Below are 26,969 nucleotides of genomic sequence, written 5' to 3' on the forward strand. Positions count from 1 at the left end.
CTATATCAGATAAGAAGAGAGACGATGTACATCCCGCAAATAGAGTTTTCCCTCTGGGCCGATTTCATTGAACGCGATTTTATTGATACGGGCCTCAAACGGCTTGTTGAACAGGGAATTGTCAACGGGGCGACTTCCAACCCCGCTATTTTCAAAAGCGCTATTTTAACGTCACCCGCATATCAGATGCAGCTGCAGACGCTGCAGAACCATACCCCCAAGGCAAAGTACGAGGCCCTGGCCATCACGGACATTCAGAAGGCGGCAGACGCCCTGCGGCCGCTCTATGACCAGGGCAATGACGGCTATGTCAGCATCGAGGTCGATCCCTACCTCTGCAATGACGCCGTCGGTACGATCGAGGAGGGGCGCCGCCTTTTCCGTGAGATCAGCCGTCCCAACGTGATGATCAAGGTCCCCGCAACGGAGGCGGGCTATGTCGCGATGGAGGCGCTGGTCGGTGAGGGGATCCCCGTCAACGCGACGCTGATCTTTTCCAAGGCGCAGGCGCTCGCCTGTGCCAACTCCTTCGCCCTGGGGCTGGAGAAAGGCTCGACGCAGGTCGATACGGTGATCAGTATCTTCGTCAGCCGTCTGGACCGCGCTATCGATGCGACCCTCGAAGCCAAAGGGGTGCAGCCCGCCCTGGCGGGCGTCTACAACGCCGCTTCGATCTATGAAGCGATCGAAGCGCTGGAGGTGCCGCGCTGCCGCGCACTCTTCGCCTCCACCGGCGTCAAGGGGGGCGGCCTGCGTCCCTCCTACTACGTCGATGCGCTTCTGGCGGCGCACAGTGTCAATACGGCGCCGATCGAGACGATCGATGCGTTCGTGGCCCATGGAGACAAAGCGGCGAAACTGCCCCTCGATGCGGACCGGATCGAAAAACATTTTGAAGCCGTGGCAGCGGCCGGGATCGATATCGAGGCGGTCTGCGCCCAACTGATGGCCGAGGGCCTCGAAGCATTCAAAACAGCATTTGCCGAAATCCTGGCGGAATTGGAGTAATTTATGAGTACAAATCATGTCGATACCGAAGTCAATATTGAGAGTCTGACCTTTGAAACGCTCCGGCGTGTCCGCGGTTACCTGAAGCGGATGATGGACGCCGGAGGCTCCGACCTCCACCTCAAGGCCAACTCCGTCGTGCGGGCCCGCATCAACGGTGATATTACGCCGCTCAGCGGCGAGATCTTCAAAAAAGAGGAGGCGCTCACCTTCGCCAAGGAGCTGCTGCGGACCCGCTTTGCCGAGTTCGTCCGGCAAAAAGAGCTCGACCTCGTCTACTCTTTCGACGAGAATACCCGTTTCCGTGTCAACATCTTTTTCCAGATGGACGGGGTCTCCGCGGTCTTCCGTGTCATTCCCGTCAAGATCGTCTCCATCGATGACCTCGGGCTGCCGAAGGTCGTCCACAAGTTCGCCCATACCGAGCGGGGCCTGGTCCTGGTCACGGGGGTCACCGGTTCGGGTAAATCGACGACGCTCGCGGCGATCATCAACGAGATCAACTGGTCGCTGCGCAAGCACATCGTCACCATCGAGGACCCGATCGAATTCGTCCATAAAGACCGCAAATGTATCGTCAACCAGCGCAGCGTCGGGCAGGATACGAAAAGCTTTGCCAACGCTCTGCGCGCGGTACTGCGTGAAGACCCGGACATCATCCTCGTCGGGGAGATGCGGGATATCGAGACGGTCGAGACGGCGCTGCATGCGGCGGACTCGGGGCACCTTGTCTTCTCCACCCTGCACACCCTGGATGCGAAAGAGACCATCAACCGTGTCATCTCCATCTTCCCGACCGGGGAGCAGAACCGTGTCCGTATGACACTGGCAGCGGTCCTGGAAGGGGTCATCTCCCAGCGTCTGATCCCTACGGTCGACGGCAAGCGGACGGCAGCGCTCGAGATCCTCGTCAATACCCCCTATATCGCGCAGCTCATCATGGAGGACCGCGACAGCGAGATCCGCGACGCCATCGAGGAGGGTAAGGATATCTACGGCTCCCAGAGTTTTGACCAGGGGATCCTGGACCTCTGGCACGCCAAACGGATCTCGACGGAGCAGGCGTTCAAGTACGCGACCTCGCCGGCGGACCTCAAGCTCCGGATGGAGGGACTTACCAGCCGCGTCACCGCCAAAGACGGCAGTACACAGCAGTCCAGCGGCGAGGATGACGACAAGCCGCGCTTCAGTGAGGATGAGATCTTCCAGCTCAAGGGCGAGTAGCATCGCTTTTAGCTGTTTTTAAAGAATATTTAAGTATTATTCCGTCCTATTTTATTACAAGGACACACCTATGTTGGAAGGTATTGTTAGAGAGAGTACCGGTAAAAGCGCTACGAAAGCGTTCCGCCGCGATGGTTATCTGATTGCCAACATCTACGGAAAGGGGCTTGAAAACGTTCACGCCGCTTTCAAGATGAATGAGTTCATCCGTACAGTTCGCAACAAAGAGACCCTGGCGTTCCCGGTAAAAGTCGGTGATCAGGAGATGAATGTTGTCGTTCAGGCGTATGAGTCTCACCCGGTGTCCGGTAACCTGCTGCACGTTGACCTGATGGTCGCGCAGCCGGGTGTCGTTACCCACTACAACGTTCCGGTCAAAACGGAAGGTTCTCCGCTCGGTCTGAAGAACAAAGGGATGCTCTACATCGCGAAGAAGCGTCTGCGCGTCAAAGGTGCGATCGATCAGATCCCGAACGCGATCACTGTCAACGTCGCTCCGCTCGACCTCGGTGATTCCATCCTGATCCGTGACCTGGAGAAATCCGAAGCGTTCACGTTCACAGACGCTGACCGCGTTTCCGTTCTCTCCATCATCAAAGCGAAGTAATTTTGCTGATCGTCGGACTGGGTAACCCGGGTTCGGCGTATGAGAAGACCCGGCACAACGTCGGGTTCATGGTTATTGATGCGCTCCTGCAGCGCCATCAGTGCGATGCCGTCAAAAAAGCCGTTTTTGAAGGCGACCTCTATAAATTTTCCTCCCACTTTTTACTCAAACCGCTCACGTTCATGAACCTTTCGGGCCGCTCCATCGGCAACGTCAAGCGTTTTTACAAGATCGATGAGGTCATCGTCATCCATGACGACCTGGATCTGCCGTTCGGGACGCTGCGCTTCAAACGCGGGGGCGGCCACGGAGGGCACAACGGCCTCAAATCGACCGATACGGCGATCTCATCCGACTATATCCGGGTGCGGATGGGCATAGGCCACCCGGGGGACCGCAACCGTGTCGCCGATTATGTGCTGAGCGCCTTTACACCGCAGGAGGTCGAATGCCTCCCCGCGTGGATCGAACGGGCCGCGGACGCGGTGGAGGCGCTGACACGCATGGGCATGGATGAGGTCGCCTCTAAGTACACCGTCAAAAAAACTCCGTTACAATAACCGATATTTTTCAGGGGCCTGCGATGTTGATGTTCCGCTATATTGCCTACCACTATCTCAAATACATCGCCGTCATTCTTTTTGCCCTCGTCTTTTTCATGGTCGGGTTTGATTACATGGAGAGTGCGGACAAGCTGCAGTCGGCGAACCTTATCGTCATTTATCTCACCTACAAAACCTTTTTTGCCGTCGATATGCTGCTGCCGCTCTCCCTGGTCTTCGCGATGATCGCGACGAAGATCTTTCTGATCCGCTCCAACGCCCTGGTGGCGATCTATGCGCTGGGGTACAACAAAACCGATGTCATCAAACCCTTTGTCGGCGTCGCCGTGGTGATCATGACCCTCTACATCGCCCTGCATGCGACCTCGTTCGCCCGGGCGGACGAATACGCGAACAATATCCGCCGATCGGCGCAGTACCTGCAGCCGACCTCCAACCTCTTCTTCACCTTCAAGGACCGTTACGTCTATTTCGGGAAGCTTTATCCGCTCCAGGAGCGCGCCGAGGATATCCGTATCTTTACCCATGAGAACGGGGAGCTGCAGCAGGTACTTTCCGCCGAGGGGGCCTACTACACGGACGAACATTGGCACCTGAGCCACGCCGTGTCGCTCCAAAAGCCCAAAGCCCTGAACCTGGCGGGGGAGGGGATCACCGTGACGCAGCTGCAGGATCTGATGATGCTCGAGGGGTTCCGGCCGAAGATCCTCGACCAGGTGTATGAGGGGAAGGTGAACTACACCATTCTCGACGCGATCGATGCGCTGCTGCTGCTGGGGAGCGAGAACCTCAATATCGACAAGATCAAAAGTGCGCTCTACCGCATCTTTATTACGCCGCTGTTCGTGCCGAGCCTGATCATCCTGATCTTCTTTTTCGTCCCGATCAGCCCCCGTTTCCTCAACATTACGCTGTTCAGTTTCATTGCGATCCTGGCGACGATGATGACCTGGTCCTTTCTCTTTATGCTCACCGAGCTCTCTAACAACAAAACGATCCCCAGCGAGGTGGGCATCGTTATGCCGGTCCTGGCGCTCTTCGCGGCGGCCCTGATCCTCTGGTACCGCAACCACGGGCACGGGGTCGACGCACACTCCTAACGCCCCCTTTATCCCTTTTTCGCTATTATCGCGCAACAATTTTCCCGGGCACGGTGCCGCTGCAGCTGTCACCCAGGCCCCGAAAGAAGGAAGCATGTCAATGGACTTCAACGCCCTGGCAGAGACATACGGTACACCGCTTTACGTCTACGATTTCGATGCAATGCGTGCGCAGTACGAGGAGCTCAAAGAAGCGTTCCGCGGCCGTAAATCCCTCATCTCCTACGCCGTCAAGGCCAACTCGAACCTCAGCGTCGTCAAGCAGTTCGCCGACCTCGGTGCGGGTGCGGACTGCGTCTCCATCGGCGAGGTGCGCCGCGCGATGATGGCGGGCGTGCCCAAATACAAGGTGATCTTCAGCGGTGTCGGCAAGCGTGATGATGAGATCCGCGAGGCGATCGAGCGCGACATCCTCTACATCAACCTCGAGAGCGAAGCGGAGCTGGGCCGTGTCGAGATGATCGCGCAGGAGCTGGGGCAGGTCGCGCGGATCAGTATCCGCGTCAACCCCAACATCGACCCCAAGACCCACCCCTACATCTCCACGGGGCTGCACGACAACAAGTTCGGCGTCGAGATCGATGCGGCCAAGCGGATGTACATCCGTGCCAACGCCTCGGAGTGGATCGAGCCTGTCGGGATCCACTTCCACATCGGCAGCCAGCTCACCGAACTCGACCCGATCCGCGAAGCGAGCGAGATCGTCGCCGACCTCGTGCGCTCCCTCAAAGCGGCCATCGGGATCGAGCTGAAGTTCTTCGACATCGGCGGGGGACTCGGCATCCGTTACAAGGATGAAACGACGATCGCACCGTACGACTACGCCCAGGCGGTGCTGTCGACCCTGACGGGAATGGACATTACCGTCGTCTGCGAGCCGGGCCGCTTCATGACGGCCAACGCCGGCTATTTCCTGACACGGGTGCTCTACGAGAAGCAAAACGGGGCCAAGCGTTTTGTCGTCGTCGACGGCGCGATGAACGACCTGATCCGTCCGAGTCTTTACAGCGCTTACCATCGTATCGCCCCGGCGACGGCGCATGAAGGCGACGAGACCCCGGCGGATATCGTCGGTCCGGTCTGCGAGAGCGGGGACTTCCTCGCCAAGGAGTATCCGCTGCCGCCGATGGCGCACAACGACCTGCTCGTCGTCCACAGCGCAGGGGCCTACGGCTTCGGCATGGGCAGCAACTACAATACCCGCGGCCGCGCGGCGGAAGTGGCCGTCGAAGCGGGTGCAGACCGTCTGATCCGGGACCGGGAAACGTTCGAGGACCTGGTCGCGCCGGAGCTGAAATACCTCGGCTGAGCCATGTACTTCGTCGACGTTCAGGGCACCCTGATCGATGACCGGGCCCAGGCGCCCATCCCCGGGGCGGTCGGCTTTATCGACGCCCTCAACCGCACCCATACCCCGTACCTTGTCGTCACCAACAACACGAAACGCGCCAGCCGCGATTTCCTGACCTACCTCCAATCACTCGGTTTTGCCATCCCGCAGAGCCGTTATCTGGATGCCCTGATGCTGCTGGAGAAGGAGGTCCCGAAGCAGGGGGTCGCAGCCTACGGCAGCGAGACCTTCCTGGCGCAACTCGACGCCATGGGGTATGAACGCGATTACACCGCGCCGCAAACGCTCCTGCTCTCCGTCCGGGCCGACTACGGGGCGGAGGATTTCGCACAGATGATCAGCTTCCTGATGCACGGCGCTCGCCTGGTCGGGATGCACGACACGACACTCTACGCGACACAGGGAACGCGTTACCCCGGGGTGGGGGCGCTGCTGCGGATGCTCTCCTATGCCGCCTCCGTCCCCTTTACGGTTGTCGGCAAACCCTCCGAGGCGTTCTACGGCGAGGCGCTGCGTCTGCTGCGCATCCATTCTCCGGAGGCGGCCTTTGGGCGCGTGACGATGATCAGTGACGATTACGACGGCGATCTGACCGGTGCGGCGGCAATGGGGATGCGGACGACCCTGGTGCTCAGCGGCAAAGTGCGCCCCGAAGACGCGCTTGTGACGCGGCTGCGCAGGGAAGAATCGGGGACGGTGGTGTATAATGACATCACTGAGATACCGTCCGGAAAGAGTGTGATGTGAAAAGCGAAGCGATAAAAGCGTTGGACACCCTCGAGGCGTGCCGCGATGCCATTGACGCCATCGATACCAAGCTGCTGGCCCTGATCAATGAGCGTATGGCCGTGGTGGAGCGCGTTGGGGAGATCAAGAACGAAAGCGGTGCCCCGATCTACCGCCCCGAACGCGAACGGGCGATTCTGAAGCGGCTCGAAGAGCTCAACGTTGAACAGAAGGGACTGCTCAACGCCGGGGCGATCGAAGCGATCTTCTTGGAGATCTTCGCCGTGGCCCGCAACCTGGAACTTCCCGAACGCATCGCCTACCTCGGGCCGGAAGGCACCTTTACCCACCAGGCGGCGGAGAGCCGGTTCGGCGCCATGAGCGAATACCTTCCGATGGGAACGATCCACGGCGTGTTCAAGGCCCTGGAGAGCGGACGGGCGAAGTTCGGGGTCGTGCCGATCGAGAGCCGGCGCGACGGCGTCGTCGGCGAGACCCTCGACCTGCTGGCGGCAAGCCCCGTGAAGATCGTGGCGGAACTCTACATGCCGATCCATATGACTTTCGCGACCAAGGCGCCGCACCTTGAGGGGATCAAGCGTATCTACTCCAAGGACAAGGGCTTCGGCCAGTGCCGCGCCTTCCTGGACGAACATGGGCTGCACGATGTGGAGCAGATTCCCGTCGAGTCGACGGCGAAGGCCGCCATCCTCGCCGCGAAGGACCCGGAGTCCGCGGCGATCTGCAGCCATATCGCGGCCAAGCTCTACGGGGTGCCGATGCTGTTCGAGAACATCGAGGACGTGACCGACAATACGACGCGCTTCTTCATCCTGAGCGATTTCAAAAACGTGCCGAGCGGCCATGACAAGACCTCGATCCTGGCCAAACTCAAAAAGACGACGCGCGCCGGTGTCCTGGTCCATTTCCTGCATGATTTCGACAAAGCGAAGATCAACCTCAGCAAGATCGAGAGCCGTCCGGCCAAAAACGGTGCCGGTTTCGGTTACTGGTTCTTTATCGATTTCTACGGCCACATCGATGAGAAAAACGTGCAGCGTGTCCTGAAAAAATATACCGAAGAAGTGACGTGGCTGGGAAGCTACGTCGAAGGGGAACAATGAGATTCAATTCCGTACTTGATGCCATCAAAGTCTATGAGGCGGGCAAGCCGATCGAGCTTGTCGTTCGCGAATTCGGGATCGCGCCGAAGGATATTATCAAGCTCGCCAGCAACGAGAACCCGTTCGGCTGCTCCCCGAAAGTGCAGGACGCCGTCGGTGCGATCGTTTCCAAGATGGCGCTCTATCCCGACGACTCCATGTACAAGCTCAAAGACGGGCTCTCGAAACGTTTCGGCGTCGATCCGCACGAAATCGTCATCGGTGCCGGTTCGGACCAGGTGATCGAGTTTGCCGTCCACGCCAAGGCGGGGCCGGGCAGCAAGGTGCTTGTCAACAGCGTCACCTTCGCGATGTACGAGATCTACGCGCACCACGTCGGCGCGGAGGTGATCCGCACGGCATCGCGCGAACATGACCTCGACGAGTTCTACGCGCTCTACCTGGAGCATAAACCCTCCATCATCTTCCTCTGTACGCCGAACAACCCGACCGGGGACAGTGCGGACGCGGCGGAGGTGAAGGCCTTCCTCTCGAAGATCGACAAGGAGACCCTGGTCATCGTCGACGGCGCCTATATGGAGTACGCCCGCTACAAGGATGCGCGCAAGGCCCTCGAGCCCAAAGAACTTATCGAGACCTATGAAAATGTGCTCTACCTCGGGACCTTCTCGAAAGCGTACGGGCTGGGGGGGATGCGTGTCGGGTACGGGATCGCGCAGCGCGATATCATCACGGCGCTCTACAAGCTCCGCCCGCCTTTCAACATCACGACCCTCTCGCTTGAAGCGGCTTCTGTGGCCCTGGAGGACGAGGCGTTTGTGCAGATGAGCATCGCGAAGAACTTTGAGGAGATGGCACGTTACGAAGCTTTCGCCGAGGCGCACGGTATCCGGGCGATCGAGAGTTATACGAACTTCGTCACCCTCTGCCTGGGGGAGGGCAAGAACTCCACCGAGGTGGCCGACGCCCTGCTGCGCCAGGGGGTGATCGTGCGTAACCTCGCCGGGTACGGGCTCAACGCGATCCGCGTCACGGTCGGCAAACCCGAAGAGAACGACCGCTTTTTCGCCCTGGCTGCGGAGCTGGTCTGACCGGAGGGCGGGATGAAGGGCGCGGAAGGTTTTTCACCCCTGCCGAAAACTGCCCTTCTCTCCGCACTGCTGCTGGGCAGCTTCTTGCTGCTGGCGGGGATGCTGTACCGCACCCTCGTCCATACGGATATCGCTATCGGCTCTATTGCCGACCCGGTCGGAACGGGGCGGCTCATCGAGCGGCTGGAGCTGCTGGACGCCGACTACCGTGTTCAAAAAGACGGCAGTATTCTCGTGAACGAGCATGATGCCGCCCGTCTGCAGCGCCAGGGGCTCCCGCTGGGGCAGGCGCGTCCGCAGCCCGACCGTGCGGCCCAGGGCGGATTGATCCTCCTGCTGCTGGCGACGTCCGGGGCGTTGGCCCTGGCGTTGCGGCGGCTTGCCGCGCTGTTGCGTTCCATGCAGCCGCGCCCGTCTGCGGCCCGACCGGTCGACGAGACACCGCCGGTCCCGACATCTTCCGAGATCCCATCGGCTGCCGATGCTGACCCCGTCACGGCACGGCTGTTCGAGGGCGAACACCCCCAGACTGTTGCGGTCTACCTGCTTGGGCTGGCGACGGCGGATGCCGCTGCCGCCATGGAATCGATGGCGGCGCAGGCACGTGACCGTGTCTGGGAGCGGATGGCTTTCAGCGGCAGCTGCGACGAGGGGCTCCGCACCCGGGTGGCGGAGCTCTTCGCGGTGAAAGCGAAAGCGCTGCATAAAAGGGTACGTCCCGCGGAGACGACGGCGAAGATGCTTGCCATCTACCGGCGCCTCTCCCCCGCGACGCGCAGTGCGCTGCTGAACGCACTGCGCAGGGGGCACCCCGACGAGGGGCTGATCAGATTACTCGAAGCTGAAGCCGTGCAGGCGCACCGGGGCGAAGAAGGTTGATAATAGCCCCTTTTCGCTAATATGCTTCACCTTTTTTTCCCTTTTTCGGGGAGAGGCCATTGTACGAGGACAGGATGAATCAAAAACCACTACACGATTATGAAGCGCTGGAGGCTGAGTGCCGCGCGATCCGGGAGCGGATCCTGGACGTGGTCAGTACCAACGGCGGGCATCTGAGCTCCACCCTGGGGGCGACCGAGCTGATCGTGGCGATGCATGCAGTGTTTGATTCGGCCAAGGACCCCTTCATCTTCGATGTCTCCCACCAGGCCTACGCCCATAAGCTGCTGACGGGACGCTGGGAGGAATTCGCTACCCTGCGCCAGTTTGACGGCCTCAGCGGCTATACGAAGCCCAAGGAGAGCGAGCACGATTACTTTGTTGCAGGGCACTCCTCCACCTCCATCTCCCTCGGGGTCGGCGCTGCAAAGGCGATCGCACTTAAGGGGGAACAGCACGAACGTATTCCCGTCGTGATGATCGGCGATGGGGCGCTGAGCGCGGGGATGGCTTACGAGGCCCTCAACGAACTGGGCGAGCGCGAATACCCGATGGTGATCATCCTCAACGACAACGAGATGAGCATCGCCAAGCCGATCGGGGCGGTGAGCCGGATGCTCAGTTCCGCCATGGCCAGCCCGCTCTACCAGAAGATCAAGCGGGGCACGGAGACCTTCGTGGACCACTTCGGCGAGAGTGCGCACTACCTGGCCAAGCGGTTCGAGGAGTCCTTCAAGCTCATCACCCCGGGCATCATGTTCGAAGAGATGGGCATCGAGTATATCGGCCCGGTGGACGGCCACGACATCAAGCGTCTCGTCGAGACCTTCGAGACCGCCCGCGCGATGGGAAAGCCGGTGATCATCCATGCCCAGACCGTCAAAGGCAAGGGCTACAAGATCGCCGAAGGTCAGCACGAGCAGTGGCACGGTGTCGGCCCCTTTGACATCGACAGCGGCATTTCACGGAAGAAGAGCGGGGGGAGCAAGAGTGCGACCCAGATCTACACCGAGGCGCTGATGCACCAGGCCGAGCGTGATGAAAAGGTTGTCGGCGTCACGGCGGCAATGCCGAGCGGCACCGGACTCACGCCCCTGCTCGAGAAGTACCCCGACCGGTTTTGGGACGTGGCGATCGCCGAGCAGCACGCCGTGACGTCGATGGGGGCGCTGGCCAAGGAGGGGTTCAAACCCTTCTGTACGATCTACTCCACCTTCTTGCAGCGCGGGTACGACCAGGTGATCCACGACGTCTGCCTGATGGACCTCCCGGTCGTGTTCGCAATGGACCGTGCGGGCATCGTCGGCGAAGACGGCGAGACGCACCAGGGGGTCTTTGATATCAGCTTCCTGCGTGCCATCCCGAACATGACGCTCTGCGCGCCGCGGGACGAAAAGTCGATGCACCAGGCCGTCGCCTTCGCGGCGGCCTTTGAGCGTCCGCTGGGGCTCCGTTATCCCCGGGGAGCTTTTTTGGAAGCGGAGCTGCCCGAGTCTGTCTCTTTTGAATACGGCAAGGCGGAGCTGCTGATCGAGGCACAGAGCGACATCCTGCTGATCGGGTACGGCAACGGGGTCGGCCGTGCGGCGCAGACCCTGGAGCAGCTGGGGATGCCGGCGGCCCTGCTGGACCTGCGCTTCGTCAAGCCCCTTGATACGGAATTGCTTCAAATGCTCTCAACACGCCACAAGCGCTGGTATGTCTTCAGCGACTCTGCCGCCGCGGGTGGTGTGGGCAGTGCCCTGCTGGAGTGGCTCGCCGCGGAGGGGATCGTGGATGTCCGTCTGCAGAGCTTTGAATATGCAGACGCCTTCATTACCCACGGCGCGACGCTGAAGGTGGAAACGTCACTGGGGCTGCGCCCCGAACAGCTCGCCGAACGTATCCGCGAAAGCCTCTAACCCTTTAGCGCTAAAACGCCAGTTCCATCAGCAGCGGCTGCTGCGTCCCCTTGGTCTTCAGGTAGAGCAGGTGGGAGTTGATTGTGCGCTCCCCCCCTTTCAGTACCGTGGTTGACGCCTCCGTCCCCGTGGCGGCAACAGGCGCAGTGTCGCCGGTAGCGGCGGTAGCGTTGGCGTCTGCCGTCTCGTTCCCTTTCCCTGTATAGATATTGAAGTCGGTCACATCACTCTCGATAACGTTGACGTGGATCCGCTCCCTGTCATCGTAGGGCACAGGCAGGGTAATGGGAAAGGCGGCTTCCAGGCGCACAAGCTGCAGGGTCTCCGCGTGGACGAAATAGGTCACGTAGGGGGCGGCGATACCGTAGAGGGAGTTCTTCGTCTGCAGCTGCAGCACCTGGTAGTGCTTGTCGTTGGTGGAAAGCACGCCGAAAGCGTAGGATTCGACGCAGTCGCGGTAGAGCAGCGTAAACTGTTTAAGCCGTCTGGTTTCCGCATCCGCGTGGGCTTTCATGGTCTGGTTGCTCGCGCGGCTGCCGCCGAGGGCGCCGTATAGGAAGAGCGCGAGCATGGCGATCAATACGACGGAGATCAGCAGTTCCATCAGGGTAAAAGCGGTACGTTTCATTGGGGCATTGGCCTGATCGTGAGAATGGAGCCGTGACGGCGTTCGGCACTGAGCGTCACCTGGATCAGCTCGAACTGGATGGGCGGGACGGCCCCCGCCGCCTGGATATCCTTGCTGTCGAAGGTTTCACCGGTTTCCGCACCTTCGGTCAGCATCCCGGTGTCGAAAGAGATGGTATCGACGAGGGTCTCCGTGTAACGGAACTGCTGGGATTTCAAATAGGTACGCAGATCGTCGTTTTCGATGGTATAGCTCTCGCGCAGCAGGTCGTACAGCGCCTTGTCGCTGCGGTGGAACCCCTTGTCGGCATGCAGGGAGGCGACGGCGAGATCCTCGGTCATTCGGGAGGTCTGTTCAAGCTGGCCGAGGAAGAAGAGGTTTGAACTGTTCATTTTCAGCAGGGCCGCGCCCGCAATCGCTGCGATCGCCACGGCGGCCAGCACTTCGACGAGGGTGAAGGCGGGACGCATCAGGCGTCCTTGACCCCGACGCGGATGATCTCGTGCAGGGACGTTGTGCCGTCGAGCAGCAGGGTCTTGAGCTGGCTGGAGAGCGGGGTCATCCCCAGGGCGATCGCCCTGGCCCGCAGGTCATGGTCGTTGACCTGGTCTTTGAGCATGGCAACAAGTTCATCGGTCATCTCGAAGAACTCCCCGATCGCCTGGCGGCCGGCGTAGCCCGTGTAATTACACGCTTTGCAGCCCTGCTCCTCGAAGACGACCGCCCCTTTCGGCAGATCGAGCTCTTCGGCATATTCGTCGGTCAGCACGGTCTGCTGTTTGCATTCGGGGCAGAGTTTGCGCACGAGGCGCTGGGCCAGGACCCCCAGCAGGGAGGAGCTGATGAGGAACTGTTCGATGCCCATATCGACAAGACGGGTGACCGAGGCGGTGGCGTTGTTGGTGTGCAGGGTGGAGAAGACCAGGTGACCGGTCAGGGCCGCCTGGATGGCGATCTCGGCCGTTTCGCTGTCGCGGACCTCCCCGACCATGACGACGTCGGGGTCCTGGCGCAAAATGGAGCGCAGTCCCGAGGCGAAGGTGAGGCCGGCCTTGGCGTTGGTCTGGACCTGGTTGATGTTGTCGGCCTTGTATTCGACGGGGTCCTCGACGGTGATGATGTTGATGTCGGGGGTCGCGACCTGCTGCAAGAAAGCGTGCAGCGTCGTGGACTTCCCGCTCCCCGTCGGTCCGGTGACGAGGATGATCCCGTGGGAGTGTTTGAGCATCTCATCCAGCTGCCGCGTCAGCGTATGGTCGAAGCCGAGCCCCTCGAGGTGGGGGATGTCCTCGGACTGCATCAGCATCCGCATGACGACCCGTTCGCCGTAGTAGGTCGGCAGGACGGAGACCCGGACGTCAAGGGTCTTGCCCGCGATCTTGACGTGGGTACGGCCGTCCTGGGGGATGCGTTTTTCGGCGATGTCGAGGTTGGAGATGACCTTGATACGGCTGATAATGAGGTTGGCGACCCGTTTCTCGATGTCGGCGTGTTTGGTCAATGCACCGTCGACCCGGAAACGGACCTCCCCCTTGTACTCGTGCACCTCGACGTGGATATCCGAGGCGCGCTGTTTGACCGCCTGGTAGAAGAGGGCGTTGACGAACTTGATGACGGGGGCGGACTCTTCGCTGGTGAGCAGGTCTGAGGAGGTGTGCAGGAAGTCCGAGAGCGACATCTCCTCCTCTTCGATCTCCTCCTGCTCCTGTTCGATCCCGCTGAGCTCCGAGTCGGTACGGATCTCGAGAAACTTGTTGTAGAGGCGGTCGAAGGAGTCGGCGTCGACGATGACGAGGGGGAGGTCGAGGTCGAACTTCGCGAGGAAATCGAAGGACTGGGAGAGGTGGGCGCGGGAGAGGACGATATGGACCTCGCCGTCGATCTCGCTGAACAGGACGTAGCTGCGCAGGCTGAGGTTCAGGTCCACCGATTCAAGCGGGTGGGGTTTGAGGTCGACCCCTTCGAGTTCGGGTATGTTCAGCATGGTTAACGCTTGGCCGGAGTGATGACGGAGAGAGCGCTGCCCGACGCGGCGGGTTGGGCGGCACCGGACATGTCACTGTCAGAGGCATCCTTGTCAAGCTCTTCTTTGCGCTCTTCGAGCTTCTCTTCGATCAGCTCTTCGTATTTGGATTGGATAGCGTCGAGCTCCTGGAGCATCTTGCGGACCTTCGGCATATCCTCGTTGTTGCGGACGATAAACGGTGTCAGGACGATGACAAGGTTGATCTCTTCATGGGTCGTGTATTTCCAGTCAAAAAGGCCGCCGATGAGCGGGATGTCGCGCAGCAGGGGGATCCCCTGTGCTTCGTCGCGGTTCTTGTCGTAGATCAGGCCGCCGATGATAACGCTTTCGCCATTGCTGACGATGGCCGTCGTGACGACCTCGCGCTTGGTCGTGCTTGGCAGGCCGGGGACGGAGCTGTTGAGAATGTCCTCGAGCTTGGCCGTCGTGATGAGCGTCACCTTGTTCCCCTGGGAGAGGCGAGGCTTGATTTTGAGGGTCAGACCGATATCTTCACGGGTGTAGGTGTTGCGTGCGACGGAGGTCGTATCGGCGGCCTGGGCCGTTGAGGTGACGATGGGCTCCGTGCGCCCGACGTAGATGGAGGACTCCTGGTTGTTGACACAGAGCAGGGTCGGCTGCGAGAGGGTATTGGCTGCGCCGTTGCTGGCAAGGAAATCGATCGTCGCGCCGAAGGCGATCCCCGAGTCGAAAGTGGCGCTGCTGAGGTTGATCAGCCCGCCGCCGTCGAAGGCGATGGCCGAGCCGCCGAGGTCCGCGGCGAAGGTGAAGAGGCCGGCATCGGTGACCGCGCCGCCGGCAAGGCCGTATTTAACCCCGATGCTGTCGGCCATGTTCTGGTTGATTTCGACGATGCGGGCCTTGACGAAGACCTGCGGCTTTTCAACGTCGAGGATTTTGATCATGGCACGGATATCGTTGATATCGGATTCCAGGCCGGAGACGACGAGGGCATTGAGTTCGTCATAGACGCTCACCGTCGGCTTGTCGGCCTCCTTGGCGTACTTTTTCTTGTCCAGCACCGCCTGCAGGGAAGCAACGACGTTCTTGGCTTCGCTGTTTTCCAGCGGGATGATCGTCAGACGCTGGTTGGTCGAGTCGTCTTTCTCATCGAGACGGCTGATGAGCGGGGTCAGCTTGTCGATATTCTCCTGGGTGGCGAGAATAATGATGGCGTTGGTGGCGTCGTCGCTGAGGATCTCGACTTTGTTGTTCTCGACCTTCTGGTTGATGATCGCCTTGGCGATCTTGGTGATGGAGGCGGCCAGGCGGCTCGCCTTGGCACTGGAGAGCTGGATGAATTCAGCCCGGACGTCCTTGGCCTGGTCCCGGTCGATCTTTTTGACGATCGTTTCAATGACGCCGATATTGCCCGGGGTGTCGCTGACGATCATCATATTGTTCTCTTTGATCGTCAGGAGTTTGCCGGCCGGGGAGAGGAACTGGCGCACCTTGGCCGCGATGACGTCGATGTTCTCGTTCTTGGCGGAGACGAAGCGCGTCTGCATCAGCGCCGAGCTGTTGCGGGTGTTGATCGGCAGGTTCTCCTTGACGGCAACGTTCTGGCGGACGATCTTGAGGTAGCTCCCCTCCTGCACCATCGTAAAGCCCTTGCTGTTCAGCACGGAGAGCAGAATCGTAAAGAGCTCGTCTTTGTAGATCGGGGTGGAGGAGACGAAGTTGACGGTGCCGGGGATCGGTTTGTCCAGCAGGATGTTCTTGCCGTTGGCTTTGCCGACCATCTTGATCAGCTCCTCGATCTTGATGTCCTGGAGCTTCAGGTTGACCTGTTCGCGTGCGGCCGCGGCAGTGCCGAACGCCAGGGCCCCCGCAACGAGCAGGGTGAGGAGTTTAGTCGTAAATTGCATAGTCAAGCTGCCTTTCTGTGTTGTTTCGCTGGATATCCAGGGTCAGGTTGTCGATCTGGTCCATGTTCTTGTAGAGTTTGAGCACCTCTGCCACGGAGGTGAGGGGTTTGCCGTTGATGCCGGTAATGATGTCGCGCTCCTGTAGTCCCATTTTAGCAAAGATCGAATCCTTTTTGATCCATTTGACCTCGAAGCCTGTGAGCTTCTTGTTCTTGTAGACCTCCTGGATCTTGACGTTTTTCCAGATCGCGTCGAAGTGTTCGGTGTAGTAACGCACTTCCTTGCGCTTGATGGAGGTGAAGCCGTTCTGGGAGACGACGGACGTCGGAGGGACCGTTGCCGACTGGAGCCCTGCGCTGCTCTCCTCTTTGAAGGCGAGGGCGTAACGCTGCCCGTCCTTTTCAAAGATGGCCTTGGAGGGGAGAATGTCGACAAGGGTATAACGCTTGTAGCGGTCGCCGATGGAGAAGAGCTCGGTTTTGGTTCCCTCTTCGACGAGGATGAAGGCGTTGGTCTCCTCAAGGTAGATCCCGCGCAGCGTCAGGGCGTCGAGGCGGTAGACCTCGGTCTGCTTGCCGCCGCTTGTCGGCACGGCTTTTTGCGCTTCGATCCCGAAAAGACGCGACGGGCTGTAGCGGGAGTAGGTGAGGCTGTCCCCCGGGGCGACGGCCGGTTCGACGCCCCCGTAGGGCAGCTGGGTCGCCAGGACGAGCATCAGGGCTTTGGCGACGGCGGCGAGGGTGGCCAGGACGATAAAGCGCCGCACCCAGAGAGGATTAATACGTTGTTTCATAGCGGTATGCCCCTCCTTCGATACTCCGCAGCTGTTTCAGCCAGAAGGGACGCTTGGCGCGCAGGGCGGCGGAAGGAGTCAGATCCACCGTCACCTTGCGCTCCGTCAGGGCCACCTGGCCGGTGACGCTGCCGAACTCCCCCGAACCCTCGAGGCGGATGTGCAGCGGATCCAGCACGGAGTAGGTGATGTTGATGCCGTCGACGCCGGCGGGGGTGAACCCCTCCATATCCGGGCTGAACGCGAAAGGGGCGATCCGGACGCTGTTGTACAGCAGCCAGGGGGTCACGGTGAGCCGTTCGAGGTCCGCGACGTGCAGATCCTCGAAGTAGAGGCTGCCGCCCTCAAGAACGAAGTCGAACCCGCGGTCCACCGGGGTTTCGGCGGCAACGGCGAGGCCGAGGGGCTTGAGCTGCTGCTCCGCCGCATGGTAGAGGGCCGTCTTCGGCAGGAATACGAGGAGGAAGAGCACGAAGGCAGCGGTATAAAGCAGGGGCATTTTCAGGCGGCTCACAGGGCAAACTCCATGCTCAGGCTGACGTTTTGGTCGCCGCCCCGGCTGACGGTCATTTTCGAGATCGTGACCGGGGTGTTGAAGAGTTTCGTCGTCAGGCGGTCAAAGGTCTGCGCCGGCAGCGGGGTGAACTGTACCTGGTAGGTGCGGCCGTTTTTGTTTTTCCGGTCGACATAGCGTTTGAATTCGCCCTGCGTCAAAATGGCGTCGATGCGGCGCTGGATCTGTTTGCTGTCATCCCACTGCTGCTGCACGGTACGGATCTGCTTGCCCAGCCGTGCCGTTTCGGCATTCGCTTTGAGGGCGCTACCGACGGCGTGTTCCGTCCGGCTGCTCTGTACGAACATCAGCAGGGCCAGGAAAAGGGCGGCGCCGAAGACGTAGACGATATTGATCTTATTCATACGCCACCTCCAGGTAGAGGGTATCACCCTTGCGTTTTTCCGAGGTGACGGTCCCGATCTGTTTCAGCGCTTTTTTGAACGCTTCGGCCTTTGCAGGCTCCTTGAAGCGGGCGGCGACGCTCAGGCTCCGGGGGGTGAGGGTCAGGCGCTCCAGGCGGTTATCCGCATCGGCGGGCAGCGCGAAGAGGGCCTTGGCCGCCTCCCGGAGCCGCATCTGGCGCTTCTGTTTCTTCTCCAGAGCGTTGATAAGGCCGTCGCGTTCGAAAGAGGTCTGGGGGAGGCGGTAGGTGTCTGCGATCTTCTCCTGCTCCTCGAGCACGTCGGCCAGGTGCGCGCGGGCGGTGAAGTATTCGATGCCGTAGAGCAGGGCGAAAACGGCGGCGACGATGCTGAGGCGCTTGAACTGTTTCTTGTCCAGCAGGGTGCTGTGGTAGAGGGTGATGCCGACGGCGGGTCCTTTGCGCGCATGGGTCTCGAAAAAGCGGCGCGCATCCTCGGCCTCGGCGGCGTACCGGGCGGGCAGTTCCGTGACGACGCCGTCGACGCTGGAGAGGATCCGCGTTCCGCCCAGACGCAGGGGGGTCTGCAGGGCGACGCATTCGGTCTGGGCAAAGTAGATGTGCCGGATATCGGTGGGACGGATGCCCGAACGGGTAACGGCGTCGATGATCTGCTCTTCACTGTAGGCAAAGAGCCAGAAGGTCTCATCGCGTTTGAGCACATGGTAGCTGTAGCTGCCCTCGGGGATGATGGCGTCAAAGACGGAGGGGACGAGTTTTTTGGCCTGGAAGACCGTTTTGACGGGCAGCGCCTCGGTGCGGAACCAGTACAGTGACGGGGAGAGGACCAGGTCCACCTTCCCCTGCACGTCGACAGGCTGTGCCTCCTTGTCGAGGAACAGGGTGGTTACGGGCGTTTCCGGTCGGGAGAAGTTAATTGGAAACTGCAATTTCGCTCACTTTCTGGTTGGCTAGATTGTAGGTAAAGCTGTAGGTGGTCTGACGGGTTTTGCTCATCAGGTTCATGGTACCGACCACGTTGGGGGCGTAAAAGGCGACGCCGAGATCTTCGAGTAGCTGCCTTGTCTCCGGTTCGAGGGGGAGGGTGTCGAGGGAGGCGTAGGTTTCAAGCCGCTGGGTCGTCATCTCCGCCAGGGTCGCCGGGTCGATGGCAGGATCGATGAAGTGGAGGGTGTCGGGTTCGATATGATTGAAATCGATAGTCTCGTTGCGGAAGCCGATGAGGTGCTTCCAGGGGATCTCGTCGACGGTGAAATCGAAGGTCACCGCTTTGTAGGCATCGAGCACCTGTTTGAAGTGCGGCATGTCATAAAGGTGCCCCTGGGTGAAATCCGGGTCTTTCAGGCTGAGTTCCGAGCCCGGGAAACGTTCGTTGGTGTCCATATCAATACTGTCCGCTACCATGGAAATGAGCAGAATGGTATCGGAAACATTGTAAACGCTTAGTATACGCTCCAGGTACCCCTCTACCGCAGTATCGAGGGGGAGGGGAGTATAGGGGTCCGCTGTAACCTCGCTGTTACTTTTGACAAGGTGGTTGATGTTGACTTTTCCGGCATCGGAAGCGAAGGTGATGTCCATCATCATGCCGTTGCGTTTGTTCTCGAAGAAGAGGGGCACGCTCAGGAGGATATCGAGGGTGTCGGAGTCGTTGATATCCCCCGTATTCTGTTTCAGAATGGTGTAGATACGCGGAAGAAGGGTGTTGCTCTGTACAAGGAACGCTTTGTTTTCCGTCTGGCTGTACCCCCGCTGCAGGATGCTTCCCCCGACGGCGATCAGAGCTGCAATGGCGGTAACGAAGGCGAGCGTCATCAGCAGCGCTATCCCTTTTCGGTGCAAATCATACCTCTTTTCGTGCTTTGGCCCAGCATTTTATCTCTGTTTATTTTAAGTATACTATAATCGCCGAAAAAATTATCTTTCGTGAGGCGGAGTGATACCGTATGACGCGAAGGGTCCAAGGATGTGCATGCAGAGCAATAGAGTCTACCGGGGTGCGGCCCGCGGGGCGTTTACGTTGATGGAGCTGATGATCGTTATCATTATTCTGGGGCTGCTCGCAGCACTGGTCATGCCGAACCTGATCGGCAAGAGCGAACAGGCGAAACAGAAACTCGTCTGTGTCCAGATGAAGGGGATCAAGAACGCCCTCGATATGTTCCGGCTCGATAACGGCAGCTACCCCGACGCGGAGGAGGGGCTGGAGGCCCTGGCCAAGAACCCGGATGCGGAGAAGTACCCCAATTACGCTTCGGGCGGCTACTTTGAAGAGGGCATCCTGCCCAAAGATCCCTGGAAGAACCGCTATATCTATGTTCCGGGTGAGGAGGGCATCAACCTGATCTCGCTGGGGGCAGACCGCAAAGAGGGCGGCAGCGCGGAGAGTAAAGACATTACTTATGCCGAGTGCATCAAGCAGTAGGCGGGGGTTCACCCTCTTCGAACTGCTGCTGGTCGTCGTACTGATCGCCATTCTGTACGGCGTCTTTATCAACAAGTTCGCTAGCGGCCGTACCCCGATGGAGGGGAAAGGGGCCGTGAAGCTGGAGACCCTGCGCGACTACCTTGCCCTTTTCCGGACGGAGAAGAAGGCGGTCTCGCTCATCTGTCCGGAACCCTGTGCGCAGTGCAGCGTCGTTGTCGACGGCCAGCCGGTGGAGGGGGCGGACATAGCGCTTTTCAAGCATGAACCCACCGTCTACCGCAAAGACCGCTACGGCCAGTTTGAACCCTACACGTTCGTGCCCGTCCGGCAGGGGGAGACGGATACCGTGAACGTCTGCTTCGCTTTCACGCTGCGGGCGAACGACAGCAGCTCAAGCTACATCGTCGAGTCCGAGGAGCGGTTTTACCTCTTCGACGCCTACGGCGAACCGACACAGAGCTTCGAGACGCTCGAGGATGCGGCGGCGGCCTACAACCGCACGGAACTGATACCCGACGACAAACGGGTCTACGACTTTTAAGGGGGAAGCATGGTATTTGCCTACCGGGGCCTGTTGCAAGACGGCAAGAAGACCAAAGGGGTCCTCGAAGCCGCCGATCTGGAGGAGGCGAAGAAGCGTCTTCGTTCCCAGGGGATCTTCTATACCAAGCTTGATGTGGAGAAGCGTGCCGCCGTCGGCCGCCTGAATTTCACGCGCAAGCGGGTCGCCGGGGCGAACGAGCTCTCCATTCTCAGCCGCGACCTCTCCATCTACATCAAATCGGGTATCTCCATCGTCAACGCCCTGAAACTGGCCCGCAACCAGTACGCGAAAAACAAGAAGATGACGAACTTCCTCAGCAGCATCATCACGATGCTCGACGAGGGGAAGAGCTTCTACCAGGCGCTGGAGCGCCAGAATATCCTTGCGCTCCCGGAGTTCTACAAACAGTCGATCCGCGTCTCCGAAGAGAGCGGGATTTTGCAGGAGGTCCTGCTGGAGATGGCGATCTTCCTCAAAGAACAGGACCGGATCACCAAGCAGATCAAAAGTGCCTTCGCCTACCCCGCATTCATCATCGTCGTCTCGATCTTCATGGTGGCGTTCATGATCACCTTCGTCGTCCCGAAGATCACGGGGATCTTCGACCAGCTCGACCAGGAGCTGCCGCCGGTGACGCAGTTCGTCATTGCGACGGGGGATTTCTTTACCGCCCACTGGCTCGGGCTCGCGATAGGCGTGGTGGCACTGATCGGGCTTTTCGCCTCGGCGATGAAGTACAACCGCCCCTTCCGTTTCGGCGTGCATATGCTGCAGCTCAAACTCCCCTTTTTCGGGCAGGTCGTGCAGACGTCGGAACTGGGGCGTTTCTCCTATATCGCGTCGGTGCTGATCCGTTCGGGGGTGCCTTTCGCGCAGACGATCAACCTCTCGGCGAACGTGCTGCACAACCAGGTGCTCCAACGCAAGTTCGCCGACGCATCCGACCGGGTCGTCGAAGGCTCCAAGCTCTCCAATGCGCTGCTGCGTGAAGGGTTCGAGATCGACCCCTCTTTTGCCCAGGCGATCGCGCTGGGGGAGGAGACGAGCGAGGTGACGGCGATCCTGCAGAACCTCTCCGAACTCTATTTCGAGGAGAACAAGGACAAGATCGGGCTTTTCCTCTCGCTGCTGGAACCGATGCTGATGCTGTTGGTGGGAGGGGTGATCGGCTTCATCGTCACGGCGATGCTGCTGCCGATCTTCTCGATGAATATCGGCTAGACCTTAGCGGCGGCCGCGGTTGCGGTCGCCACGGTTGCGGTCGCCGTCATTGCGCCGGCGGTTGTTGTAGCCGCCGCGGCGCGGTTTGCCGCCACGGCGTCCGCCTCTGTCATTGCGCTCCATTGCTTCCATGATCTTGTCCAGACGCTGCTTGGGGACACCGATGTTCTGCGGCCCTTTGACGTTCATGTTCTTCATCAGAAGGGAGATGAGCTTGTAGGCGATCTGTGTCTGGTCCATGTCGTCGCAGAGCACGTTGAACAGCTCGGTCGCCTCTTCATAGATCTTCTGTTTTTCGATCTCGTCGACGAGGCGGGACATCTGCTTGGACTGCACCTGCTGCTTTGTCGGGATATAGGAGTGGGCCATCTGGGTACCGACGATCTTGCGGATGCGCTGCAGCTCTTTGAACTCCAGCGGGGTGACCAGGGTAATGGCGACCCCTTTCTGGCCCGCACGCCCCGTCCGTCCGATACGGTGCACGTAGCTTTCGGGATCGAAGGGAATGTGGTAGTTGATGACGTGGCTGACGTCGTTGATATGGATCCCCCGGGCAGCGACGTCGGTCGCGACGAGAATATCGATTGCATTGTCTTTGAGGCCCTTGATGACCGATTCGCGCTGCCGCTGTTCCATGTCACCGTGCAGACCGTTGGCGTTGTAGCCGACGGAGGAGAGGACATTGGAGAGGCGGTCGACTTCGCGCTTGGTGCGGCAGAAGACGATGGTCTTCTCCAGCTCTTCGGCGTCAAGCAGGCGGATGATCGCGTCGTCGCGTTCATTCTCCTCGATGACGTAGTACTGCTGGGCGATGTCCTTGTTGGTCGTCTCTTCCTGGGTGATGGAGACGAAAGCGGGATTGACGAGGATGCGTTCGGCGAGGGCTTTGATGGGCTTGGGCATCGTCGCCGAGAAGAGCAGGGTCTGGCGGTCCGTCGGCAGGAAGTCGAAGATCGTATTGATGTCGTCGAGGAAGCCCATGTCGAGCATTTCATCCGCTTCGTCAAGGATGACGGTGGAGGGGGCGAAATCGCTGAGCATGTTGCGTTCAAGGATGTCTTTGAGGCGTCCCGGGGTCGCGATGACGACCTGCGCACCGCGCTCGATCAGGCCGATCTGACGGTTGTAGGAGCTGCCGCCGTAGACGGTGACCGTGTGAATACCGAGCTTCTTGCCGTATTTGAAGAGCTCGTCGCTGACCTGGTTGGCCAGTTCGCGGGTCGGGACGATGATCAGCGCCTCGACACCGCGGTCGAGGGCCATCTGGTTCAGCGTCGGCAGGCCGAAGGCAGCGGTTTTCCCGGTCCCGGTGTGGGCCTGGCCGACAACGTCGCGCCCTTCAAGGACGAGGGGGATTGCCTGCTGCTGGATCGGGCTGGGGACTTTGAAACCGGCGTAACGGATGCTCTGGAGGATCTCCGGGCGAAGACCGAAGTCGTCAAAGGAGGCCGTCGGTGCGGCGACTGTATCGTCTTGTGTTTCGATGGGGGGTGTCTGCATTTTCTCTCTTGAAACGGACACGGCTAAACCATCGTTGCGACTGAAGTGAATCAAAAATTGAGTTGCATTTTCTGAAGCGGCTTAAAAAGCAGGAAGGACAGTTTGATCGGGCCCGGTAAATTTGAATGCAATTATAGCGAAATTTTTGCATTTTGCGGTGTGTACCGGGGTGCAGGGCCGGCGCGGCGCGTCCCTTTAACTTTTTTCGCTAAAATGGCTTCACTTTTTGGAACCCGTGTGGGAGAGAATGATAAAACAGACAATTGCAACCCTTTTAACGCTGCTGGTCCTTTTCGGCGGCTGTACCAAAGAACTTGATGAATATAACAAACCGGCCGCGTACTGGTACGAGAAGATGGTCGCGGCGGTTTCCGACGGCAGTCTGGACAAGGCGGACAACTACTACAGCTCCCTGCAGAGCGAGCATATCGGGTCGCCGCTGCTGCCCGAGGCGACGATGATCATGGCGATCGCGCACCTGCAGTCGGAGGAGTACCTGCTGGCCGAGCACTTCCTGACCGAATACATCAAACGCTACGCGACCCCCGCCGAGCGCGAATATGCCGAGTATATGAAGGTCAAGGCCAAGTACATGGCCCTGCCGAACCCGCGCCGCGACCAGGGGCTGATCAACGAAGCGATCGCAGAGGGCGAGCGTTTCATGCGCCTCTACCCCCGTTCGACGTACGCCCCCGTCGTCGATACGATGGTGACAAGGCTCTATCTTGCCGAAGCGGCCCTGAACGAGTCGATCGCCGAGCTCTATGACCGGCTGGACAAGCCCAAAGCCGCCGCGTTCTACCGCGAAAAGAAGCCCCAGCCGTGGATCGACTGGAACAAAGTAGACCCGGCGCAGACGGCGTGGTACCGCAGGATGTTTGAAGGCGACGGCCACGCGAGCTGGTACGCCTTTATCATCCCCGATACCCAAAGCGTCGTCTCCCGCCACCGCTACAACGCTGCAGCGGATGAAAACCGAACCGATATGAAGGAAGAGTAATGCAACTGGACCACTATGCAAGTTTCCCGACCGAACTGCCGGTCATCTTCGAAGACGGGCTGTTCCTCTACCCGTTCATGATCTCGCCGCTGTTTCTCAAAGACGATGAGAACATTGCGGCGGTGACCTATGCGATCGAGCATGACTCGCTTGTCATCGTCTGCCCTACGAAAGAGGGGCAGGAGGGCGAGCGCAGCCTTGAGAACATCCACGACGCCGGGGTGATCGGTTCCATTATGCGCAAGGTCTCGCTGCCCGACGGCCGCGTGAAGGTCCTTTTCCAGGGGCTGGCACGCGGCAAGGCGATGGAAGCGCGGGGCGAAGACCCGCTGCGGGTGCTGGTCGACACCATCGACCCCAAGCCCGTCAACGAGATCAAGATGGACGCGATCCTGGAAGTGGTCCGGGAGAAGGTACGCTCCCTGTCGCAGGTGAGCAACTTCTTCCCGCCGGACCTGCTGCGCACTATCGAGGAGACCCAGGAGTACAACCGCATCGCCGACCTGATCTGCAGCACGGTCAAGCTGCCGAAACAGCGCGCCTATGAGATGTTCGTCGAGGCCGATACCGAACAGCGCCTGCTGCTGCTCATTGATTACCTGATCGAGGAGATCGAAGCGAGCAAGCTGCAGCGCGAGATCCGCACCAAGGTCAACACGAAGATGGAGCAGATCAACAAGGAGTACTTCCTTAAAGAGCAGCTCAAAGAGATCCAGCAGGAGCTCGGCGTCGACAACCAGCGCGAAGAGGAGATCGCCGAGTACCGCAAGCAGCTCGAGGGGATGAAAGAGCATATGGGAGAGGATGCCTACAAAGAGATCTCCAAACAGCTCGACCGCTATGCGCGCCTGCACCCCGACTCCGCCGACGCGGGGATGATCCAGGGGTACCTCGAGTGGGTGCTGGAGATCCCCTTCGGCAAACTCGCCAAAAAAGCCCTCAAGATCGAGAACGTGGAGTCCCAGCTCGACGCCGACCACTTCTCCCTCGAAAAACCGAAGAAGCGGATCAGCGAGTTCTTCGCCGTCAAGGAGCTGATGGAGCTGCGGGGCAAGAGCGCGCAGAAAGGGAGCAGCGCCATTCTCTGTTTCGCGGGCCCTCCGGGCGTGGGGAAAACCTCCCTGGCGAACTCCATTGCCACCGCCCTCAAGCGTCCGCTCGTGCGGATCGCCCTGGGCGGCCTTGAGGACGTCAACGAACTGCGCGGCCACCGCCGTACCTATATCGGTGCGATGCCGGGCCGGATTATTCAGGGGATCATCGACGCGAAGAAGATGAACCCCGTCGTCGTCCTGGATGAGATCGACAAGGTGGGGATGTCCCACCGCGGCGACCCGACGGCGGCGCTGCTCGAGATCCTCGACCCCGAACAGAACAGCCATTTCCGCGACTACTTCGTCAACTTCGACCTCGACCTGAGCCAGGTGATCTTCATTGCGACGGCCAACGACGTCGGCCGCATCCCGGCCCCGCTGCGCGACCGGATGGAGTTTATCGGGGTGAGCAGCTACACCCCGCAGGAGAAGTTCGAGATCGCCAAGCGCTACCTGCTGCCGCAGGAGCTGAAAAAGCACGGCCTGAAAAAACAGGAGGTGACGGTCTCCGCCCCGGCGATGAAGGAGCTGATCCACAGCTACACCCGCGAGGCCGGGGTGCGCAACCTGCGCCGCCGCATCGCCGACATCGCCCGCAAGTCGGCGAAGATGATCCTGGAAGATCCGGCACAGGGCAAAGTCTCGGTGACGGTCAAGAACCTCAAAGATTTCATGGACAAGACGGTCTTCGAGATCGAGAAGACCGACAACGTCAACCGCGTCGGCGTTGTCAACGGGCTGGCCTGGACTGCCGTCGGCGGGGACGTGCTCAAGATCGAGACGATCCGCATCAAGGGCAAGGGGCAGATGCAGCTTACCGGCAGCCTCGGCGAGGTGATGAAGGAGTCCGCGCGTATCGCGATGAGCGTCGTCAAGACGCAGATCGACAACGGCAAGGTGAAGGTGGACCACGCCGTGATCCCGCGTACCTTCAAAGAGCAGGAGGAGCAGATAACGCTGGACGCCAGTGAAGTGTACAAGCGCTACGACCTCCATATCCACGTCCCCGACGGCGCGACGCCCAAAGACGGGCCGAGCGCGGGGATCGCGATGAGCACGGCGATCGCTTCCATCCTCAGCAACAAGCCGGTCCGCGCGGGGATCGCCATGACGGGCGAGGTGTCATTGAGCGGTAACGTCCTGCCTATCGGCGGGCTCAAGGAGAAGCTGATCGCCGCGCACAAGGCGGGGATGCATACGGCGCTGATCCCGAAAAAGAACTATGAGCGCGACCTCGACGAGATTCCGGATGAGGTCAAAGAGAGCGTCACGATCGTTCCGGTCGAACGGATCGAAGAGGTCCTCAAACTGACACTCCTTCCGGAATAAGCCCATTGCGGGCTGCCCCATTTACG

The 26,969-nt window shown here is 59.9% G+C and carries 26 protein-coding genes; 16 read left to right on the forward strand and 10 right to left on the reverse strand.

The features are described from left to right. Positions 1 to 24 precede the first annotated feature (24 nt). From ACXWTF_RS09975 to dxs, 11 genes are all read left to right on the forward strand, one after another. Complete coding sequence (locus ACXWTF_RS09975) at positions 25 to 1,008, forward strand: transaldolase (protein ID WP_461714844.1); 984 nt, start codon at positions 25 to 27, stop codon at positions 1,006 to 1,008. Between the two features lie 3 nt (positions 1,009 to 1,011). Then, positions 1,012 to 2,232, forward strand: coding sequence for a type IV pilus twitching motility protein PilT (locus ACXWTF_RS09980; protein ID WP_461714845.1), 1,221 nt, complete (start codon positions 1,012 to 1,014; stop codon positions 2,230 to 2,232). Positions 2,233 to 2,302: 70 nt separating this feature from the next. Further along, the gene (locus ACXWTF_RS09985; protein ID WP_461714846.1) at positions 2,303 to 2,839 is read left to right on the forward strand and encodes a 50S ribosomal protein L25/general stress protein Ctc; all 537 of its coding nucleotides are present in this window, start codon (positions 2,303 to 2,305) and stop codon (positions 2,837 to 2,839) included. Beyond that, entirely contained in the window at positions 2,839 to 3,399 is a 561-nt protein-coding gene (gene pth, locus ACXWTF_RS09990) for an aminoacyl-tRNA hydrolase (RefSeq protein ID WP_461715088.1), read from the forward strand. Before ACXWTF_RS09985 ends, pth begins: the two co-directional genes overlap by 1 nt. A 29-nt stretch (positions 3,400 to 3,428) precedes the next feature. Next, on the forward strand, positions 3,429 to 4,502 hold the full coding sequence (locus tag ACXWTF_RS09995) for an LptF/LptG family permease (protein ID WP_461714847.1): 1,074 nt from the start codon (positions 3,429 to 3,431) through the stop codon (positions 4,500 to 4,502). Between the two features lie 94 nt (positions 4,503 to 4,596). Beyond that, positions 4,597 to 5,811, forward strand: a complete 1,215-nt coding sequence (lysA, locus tag ACXWTF_RS10000) for a diaminopimelate decarboxylase (RefSeq protein WP_461714848.1) — start codon at positions 4,597 to 4,599, stop codon at positions 5,809 to 5,811. A gap of 3 nt (positions 5,812 to 5,814) precedes the next feature. Continuing rightward, a complete protein-coding gene (locus tag ACXWTF_RS10005) occupies positions 5,815 to 6,600 on the forward strand; it encodes an HAD-IIA family hydrolase (RefSeq protein WP_461714849.1) in 786 nt (261 codons plus the stop codon). A 20-nt stretch (positions 6,601 to 6,620) separates the two neighbouring features. Then, positions 6,621 to 7,703 carry a prephenate dehydratase gene (pheA, locus tag ACXWTF_RS10010; protein WP_461715089.1) on the forward strand — a complete coding sequence of 361 codons (1,083 nt, stop codon included), beginning with the start codon at positions 6,621 to 6,623 and terminating at the stop codon, positions 7,701 to 7,703. Continuing rightward, a complete protein-coding gene (gene hisC, locus ACXWTF_RS10015; protein ID WP_461714850.1) occupies positions 7,700 to 8,794 on the forward strand; it encodes a histidinol-phosphate transaminase in 1,095 nt (364 codons plus the stop codon). The genes pheA and hisC overlap by 4 nt, the downstream gene beginning before the upstream one ends. 12 nt (positions 8,795 to 8,806) lie before the next feature. Next, positions 8,807 to 9,673: a hypothetical protein gene (locus ACXWTF_RS10020; RefSeq protein WP_461714851.1), complete on the forward strand. Its 867-nt coding sequence runs from the start codon at positions 8,807 to 8,809 to the stop codon at positions 9,671 to 9,673. 74 nt (positions 9,674 to 9,747) lie between these two features. Next, positions 9,748 to 11,574: a 1-deoxy-D-xylulose-5-phosphate synthase gene (dxs, locus tag ACXWTF_RS10025; RefSeq protein ID WP_461714852.1), complete on the forward strand. Its 1,827-nt coding sequence runs from the start codon at positions 9,748 to 9,750 to the stop codon at positions 11,572 to 11,574. A gap of 10 nt (positions 11,575 to 11,584) precedes the next feature. Here the strand turns inward: dxs and ACXWTF_RS10030 are convergent, their stop codons facing one another. From ACXWTF_RS10030 to ACXWTF_RS10070, 9 genes are read right to left on the reverse strand one after another with little or no spacing between them, the layout of a single operon-like run. Beyond that, positions 11,585 to 12,202 carry a type II secretion system protein gene (locus ACXWTF_RS10030; protein WP_461714853.1) on the reverse strand — a complete coding sequence of 206 codons (618 nt, stop codon included), beginning with the start codon at positions 12,200 to 12,202 and terminating at the stop codon, positions 11,585 to 11,587. Beyond that, positions 12,199 to 12,672, reverse strand: coding sequence for a prepilin-type N-terminal cleavage/methylation domain-containing protein (locus ACXWTF_RS10035; RefSeq protein ID WP_461714854.1), 474 nt, complete (start codon positions 12,670 to 12,672; stop codon positions 12,199 to 12,201). Before ACXWTF_RS10035 ends, ACXWTF_RS10030 begins: the two co-directional genes overlap by 4 nt. Next, a complete protein-coding gene (locus ACXWTF_RS10040) occupies positions 12,672 to 14,186 on the reverse strand; it encodes a GspE/PulE family protein (RefSeq protein ID WP_461714855.1) in 1,515 nt (504 codons plus the stop codon). Before ACXWTF_RS10040 ends, ACXWTF_RS10035 begins: the two co-directional genes overlap by 1 nt. Before the next feature lie 2 nt (positions 14,187 to 14,188). Further along, on the reverse strand, positions 14,189 to 16,096 hold the full coding sequence (locus tag ACXWTF_RS10045) for a secretin N-terminal domain-containing protein (RefSeq protein ID WP_461714856.1): 1,908 nt from the start codon (positions 16,094 to 16,096) through the stop codon (positions 14,189 to 14,191). After that, the gene (locus ACXWTF_RS10050) at positions 16,080 to 16,889 is read right to left on the reverse strand and encodes a PDZ domain-containing protein (protein ID WP_461714857.1); all 810 of its coding nucleotides are present in this window, start codon (positions 16,887 to 16,889) and stop codon (positions 16,080 to 16,082) included. Before ACXWTF_RS10050 ends, ACXWTF_RS10045 begins: the two co-directional genes overlap by 17 nt. Then, complete coding sequence (locus tag ACXWTF_RS10055) at positions 16,873 to 17,403, reverse strand: hypothetical protein (RefSeq protein WP_461714858.1); 531 nt, start codon at positions 17,401 to 17,403, stop codon at positions 16,873 to 16,875. Before ACXWTF_RS10055 ends, ACXWTF_RS10050 begins: the two co-directional genes overlap by 17 nt. Then, positions 17,400 to 17,807 (reverse strand): hypothetical protein, encoded by a 408-nt coding sequence (locus ACXWTF_RS10060; protein WP_461714859.1) that lies wholly within the window; start codon positions 17,805 to 17,807, stop codon positions 17,400 to 17,402. Before ACXWTF_RS10060 ends, ACXWTF_RS10055 begins: the two co-directional genes overlap by 4 nt. Then, the gene (locus tag ACXWTF_RS10065; protein WP_461714860.1) at positions 17,800 to 18,756 is read right to left on the reverse strand and encodes a hypothetical protein; all 957 of its coding nucleotides are present in this window, start codon (positions 18,754 to 18,756) and stop codon (positions 17,800 to 17,802) included. The genes ACXWTF_RS10060 and ACXWTF_RS10065 overlap by 8 nt, the downstream gene beginning before the upstream one ends. After that, positions 18,740 to 19,669: a hypothetical protein gene (locus tag ACXWTF_RS10070; RefSeq protein ID WP_461714861.1), complete on the reverse strand. Its 930-nt coding sequence runs from the start codon at positions 19,667 to 19,669 to the stop codon at positions 18,740 to 18,742. Before ACXWTF_RS10070 ends, ACXWTF_RS10065 begins: the two co-directional genes overlap by 17 nt. A gap of 130 nt (positions 19,670 to 19,799) precedes the next feature. Here ACXWTF_RS10070 and gspG point away from each other — a divergent pair, with 130 nt between their 5' ends. From gspG to ACXWTF_RS10085, 3 genes are read left to right on the forward strand one after another with little or no spacing between them, the layout of a single operon-like run. Beyond that, complete coding sequence (gene gspG, locus ACXWTF_RS10075) at positions 19,800 to 20,252, forward strand: type II secretion system major pseudopilin GspG (RefSeq protein ID WP_461714862.1); 453 nt, start codon at positions 19,800 to 19,802, stop codon at positions 20,250 to 20,252. After that, a complete protein-coding gene (locus ACXWTF_RS10080) occupies positions 20,230 to 20,796 on the forward strand; it encodes a prepilin-type N-terminal cleavage/methylation domain-containing protein (RefSeq protein WP_461714863.1) in 567 nt (188 codons plus the stop codon). The genes gspG and ACXWTF_RS10080 overlap by 23 nt, the downstream gene beginning before the upstream one ends. 9 nt (positions 20,797 to 20,805) lie before the next feature. After that, positions 20,806 to 22,020: a type II secretion system F family protein gene (locus tag ACXWTF_RS10085; RefSeq protein ID WP_461714864.1), complete on the forward strand. Its 1,215-nt coding sequence runs from the start codon at positions 20,806 to 20,808 to the stop codon at positions 22,018 to 22,020. Between the two features lie 3 nt (positions 22,021 to 22,023). Here the strand turns inward: ACXWTF_RS10085 and ACXWTF_RS10090 are convergent, their stop codons facing one another. After that, entirely contained in the window at positions 22,024 to 23,520 is a 1,497-nt protein-coding gene (locus ACXWTF_RS10090; protein ID WP_461714865.1) for a DEAD/DEAH box helicase, read from the reverse strand. Positions 23,521 to 23,767: 247 nt separating this feature from the next. Between ACXWTF_RS10090 and ACXWTF_RS10095 the strand changes: the two genes are divergently transcribed. Then, positions 23,768 to 24,520: an outer membrane protein assembly factor BamD gene (locus tag ACXWTF_RS10095; RefSeq protein WP_461714866.1), complete on the forward strand. Its 753-nt coding sequence runs from the start codon at positions 23,768 to 23,770 to the stop codon at positions 24,518 to 24,520. Then, the gene (gene lon / locus ACXWTF_RS10100) at positions 24,520 to 26,943 is read left to right on the forward strand and encodes an endopeptidase La (RefSeq protein WP_461714867.1); all 2,424 of its coding nucleotides are present in this window, start codon (positions 24,520 to 24,522) and stop codon (positions 26,941 to 26,943) included. Before ACXWTF_RS10095 ends, lon begins: the two co-directional genes overlap by 1 nt. The last annotated feature ends 26 nt before the right edge of the window (positions 26,944 to 26,969 follow it).

The organism is Thiomicrolovo sp. ZZH C-3 (genome assembly GCF_054862725.1).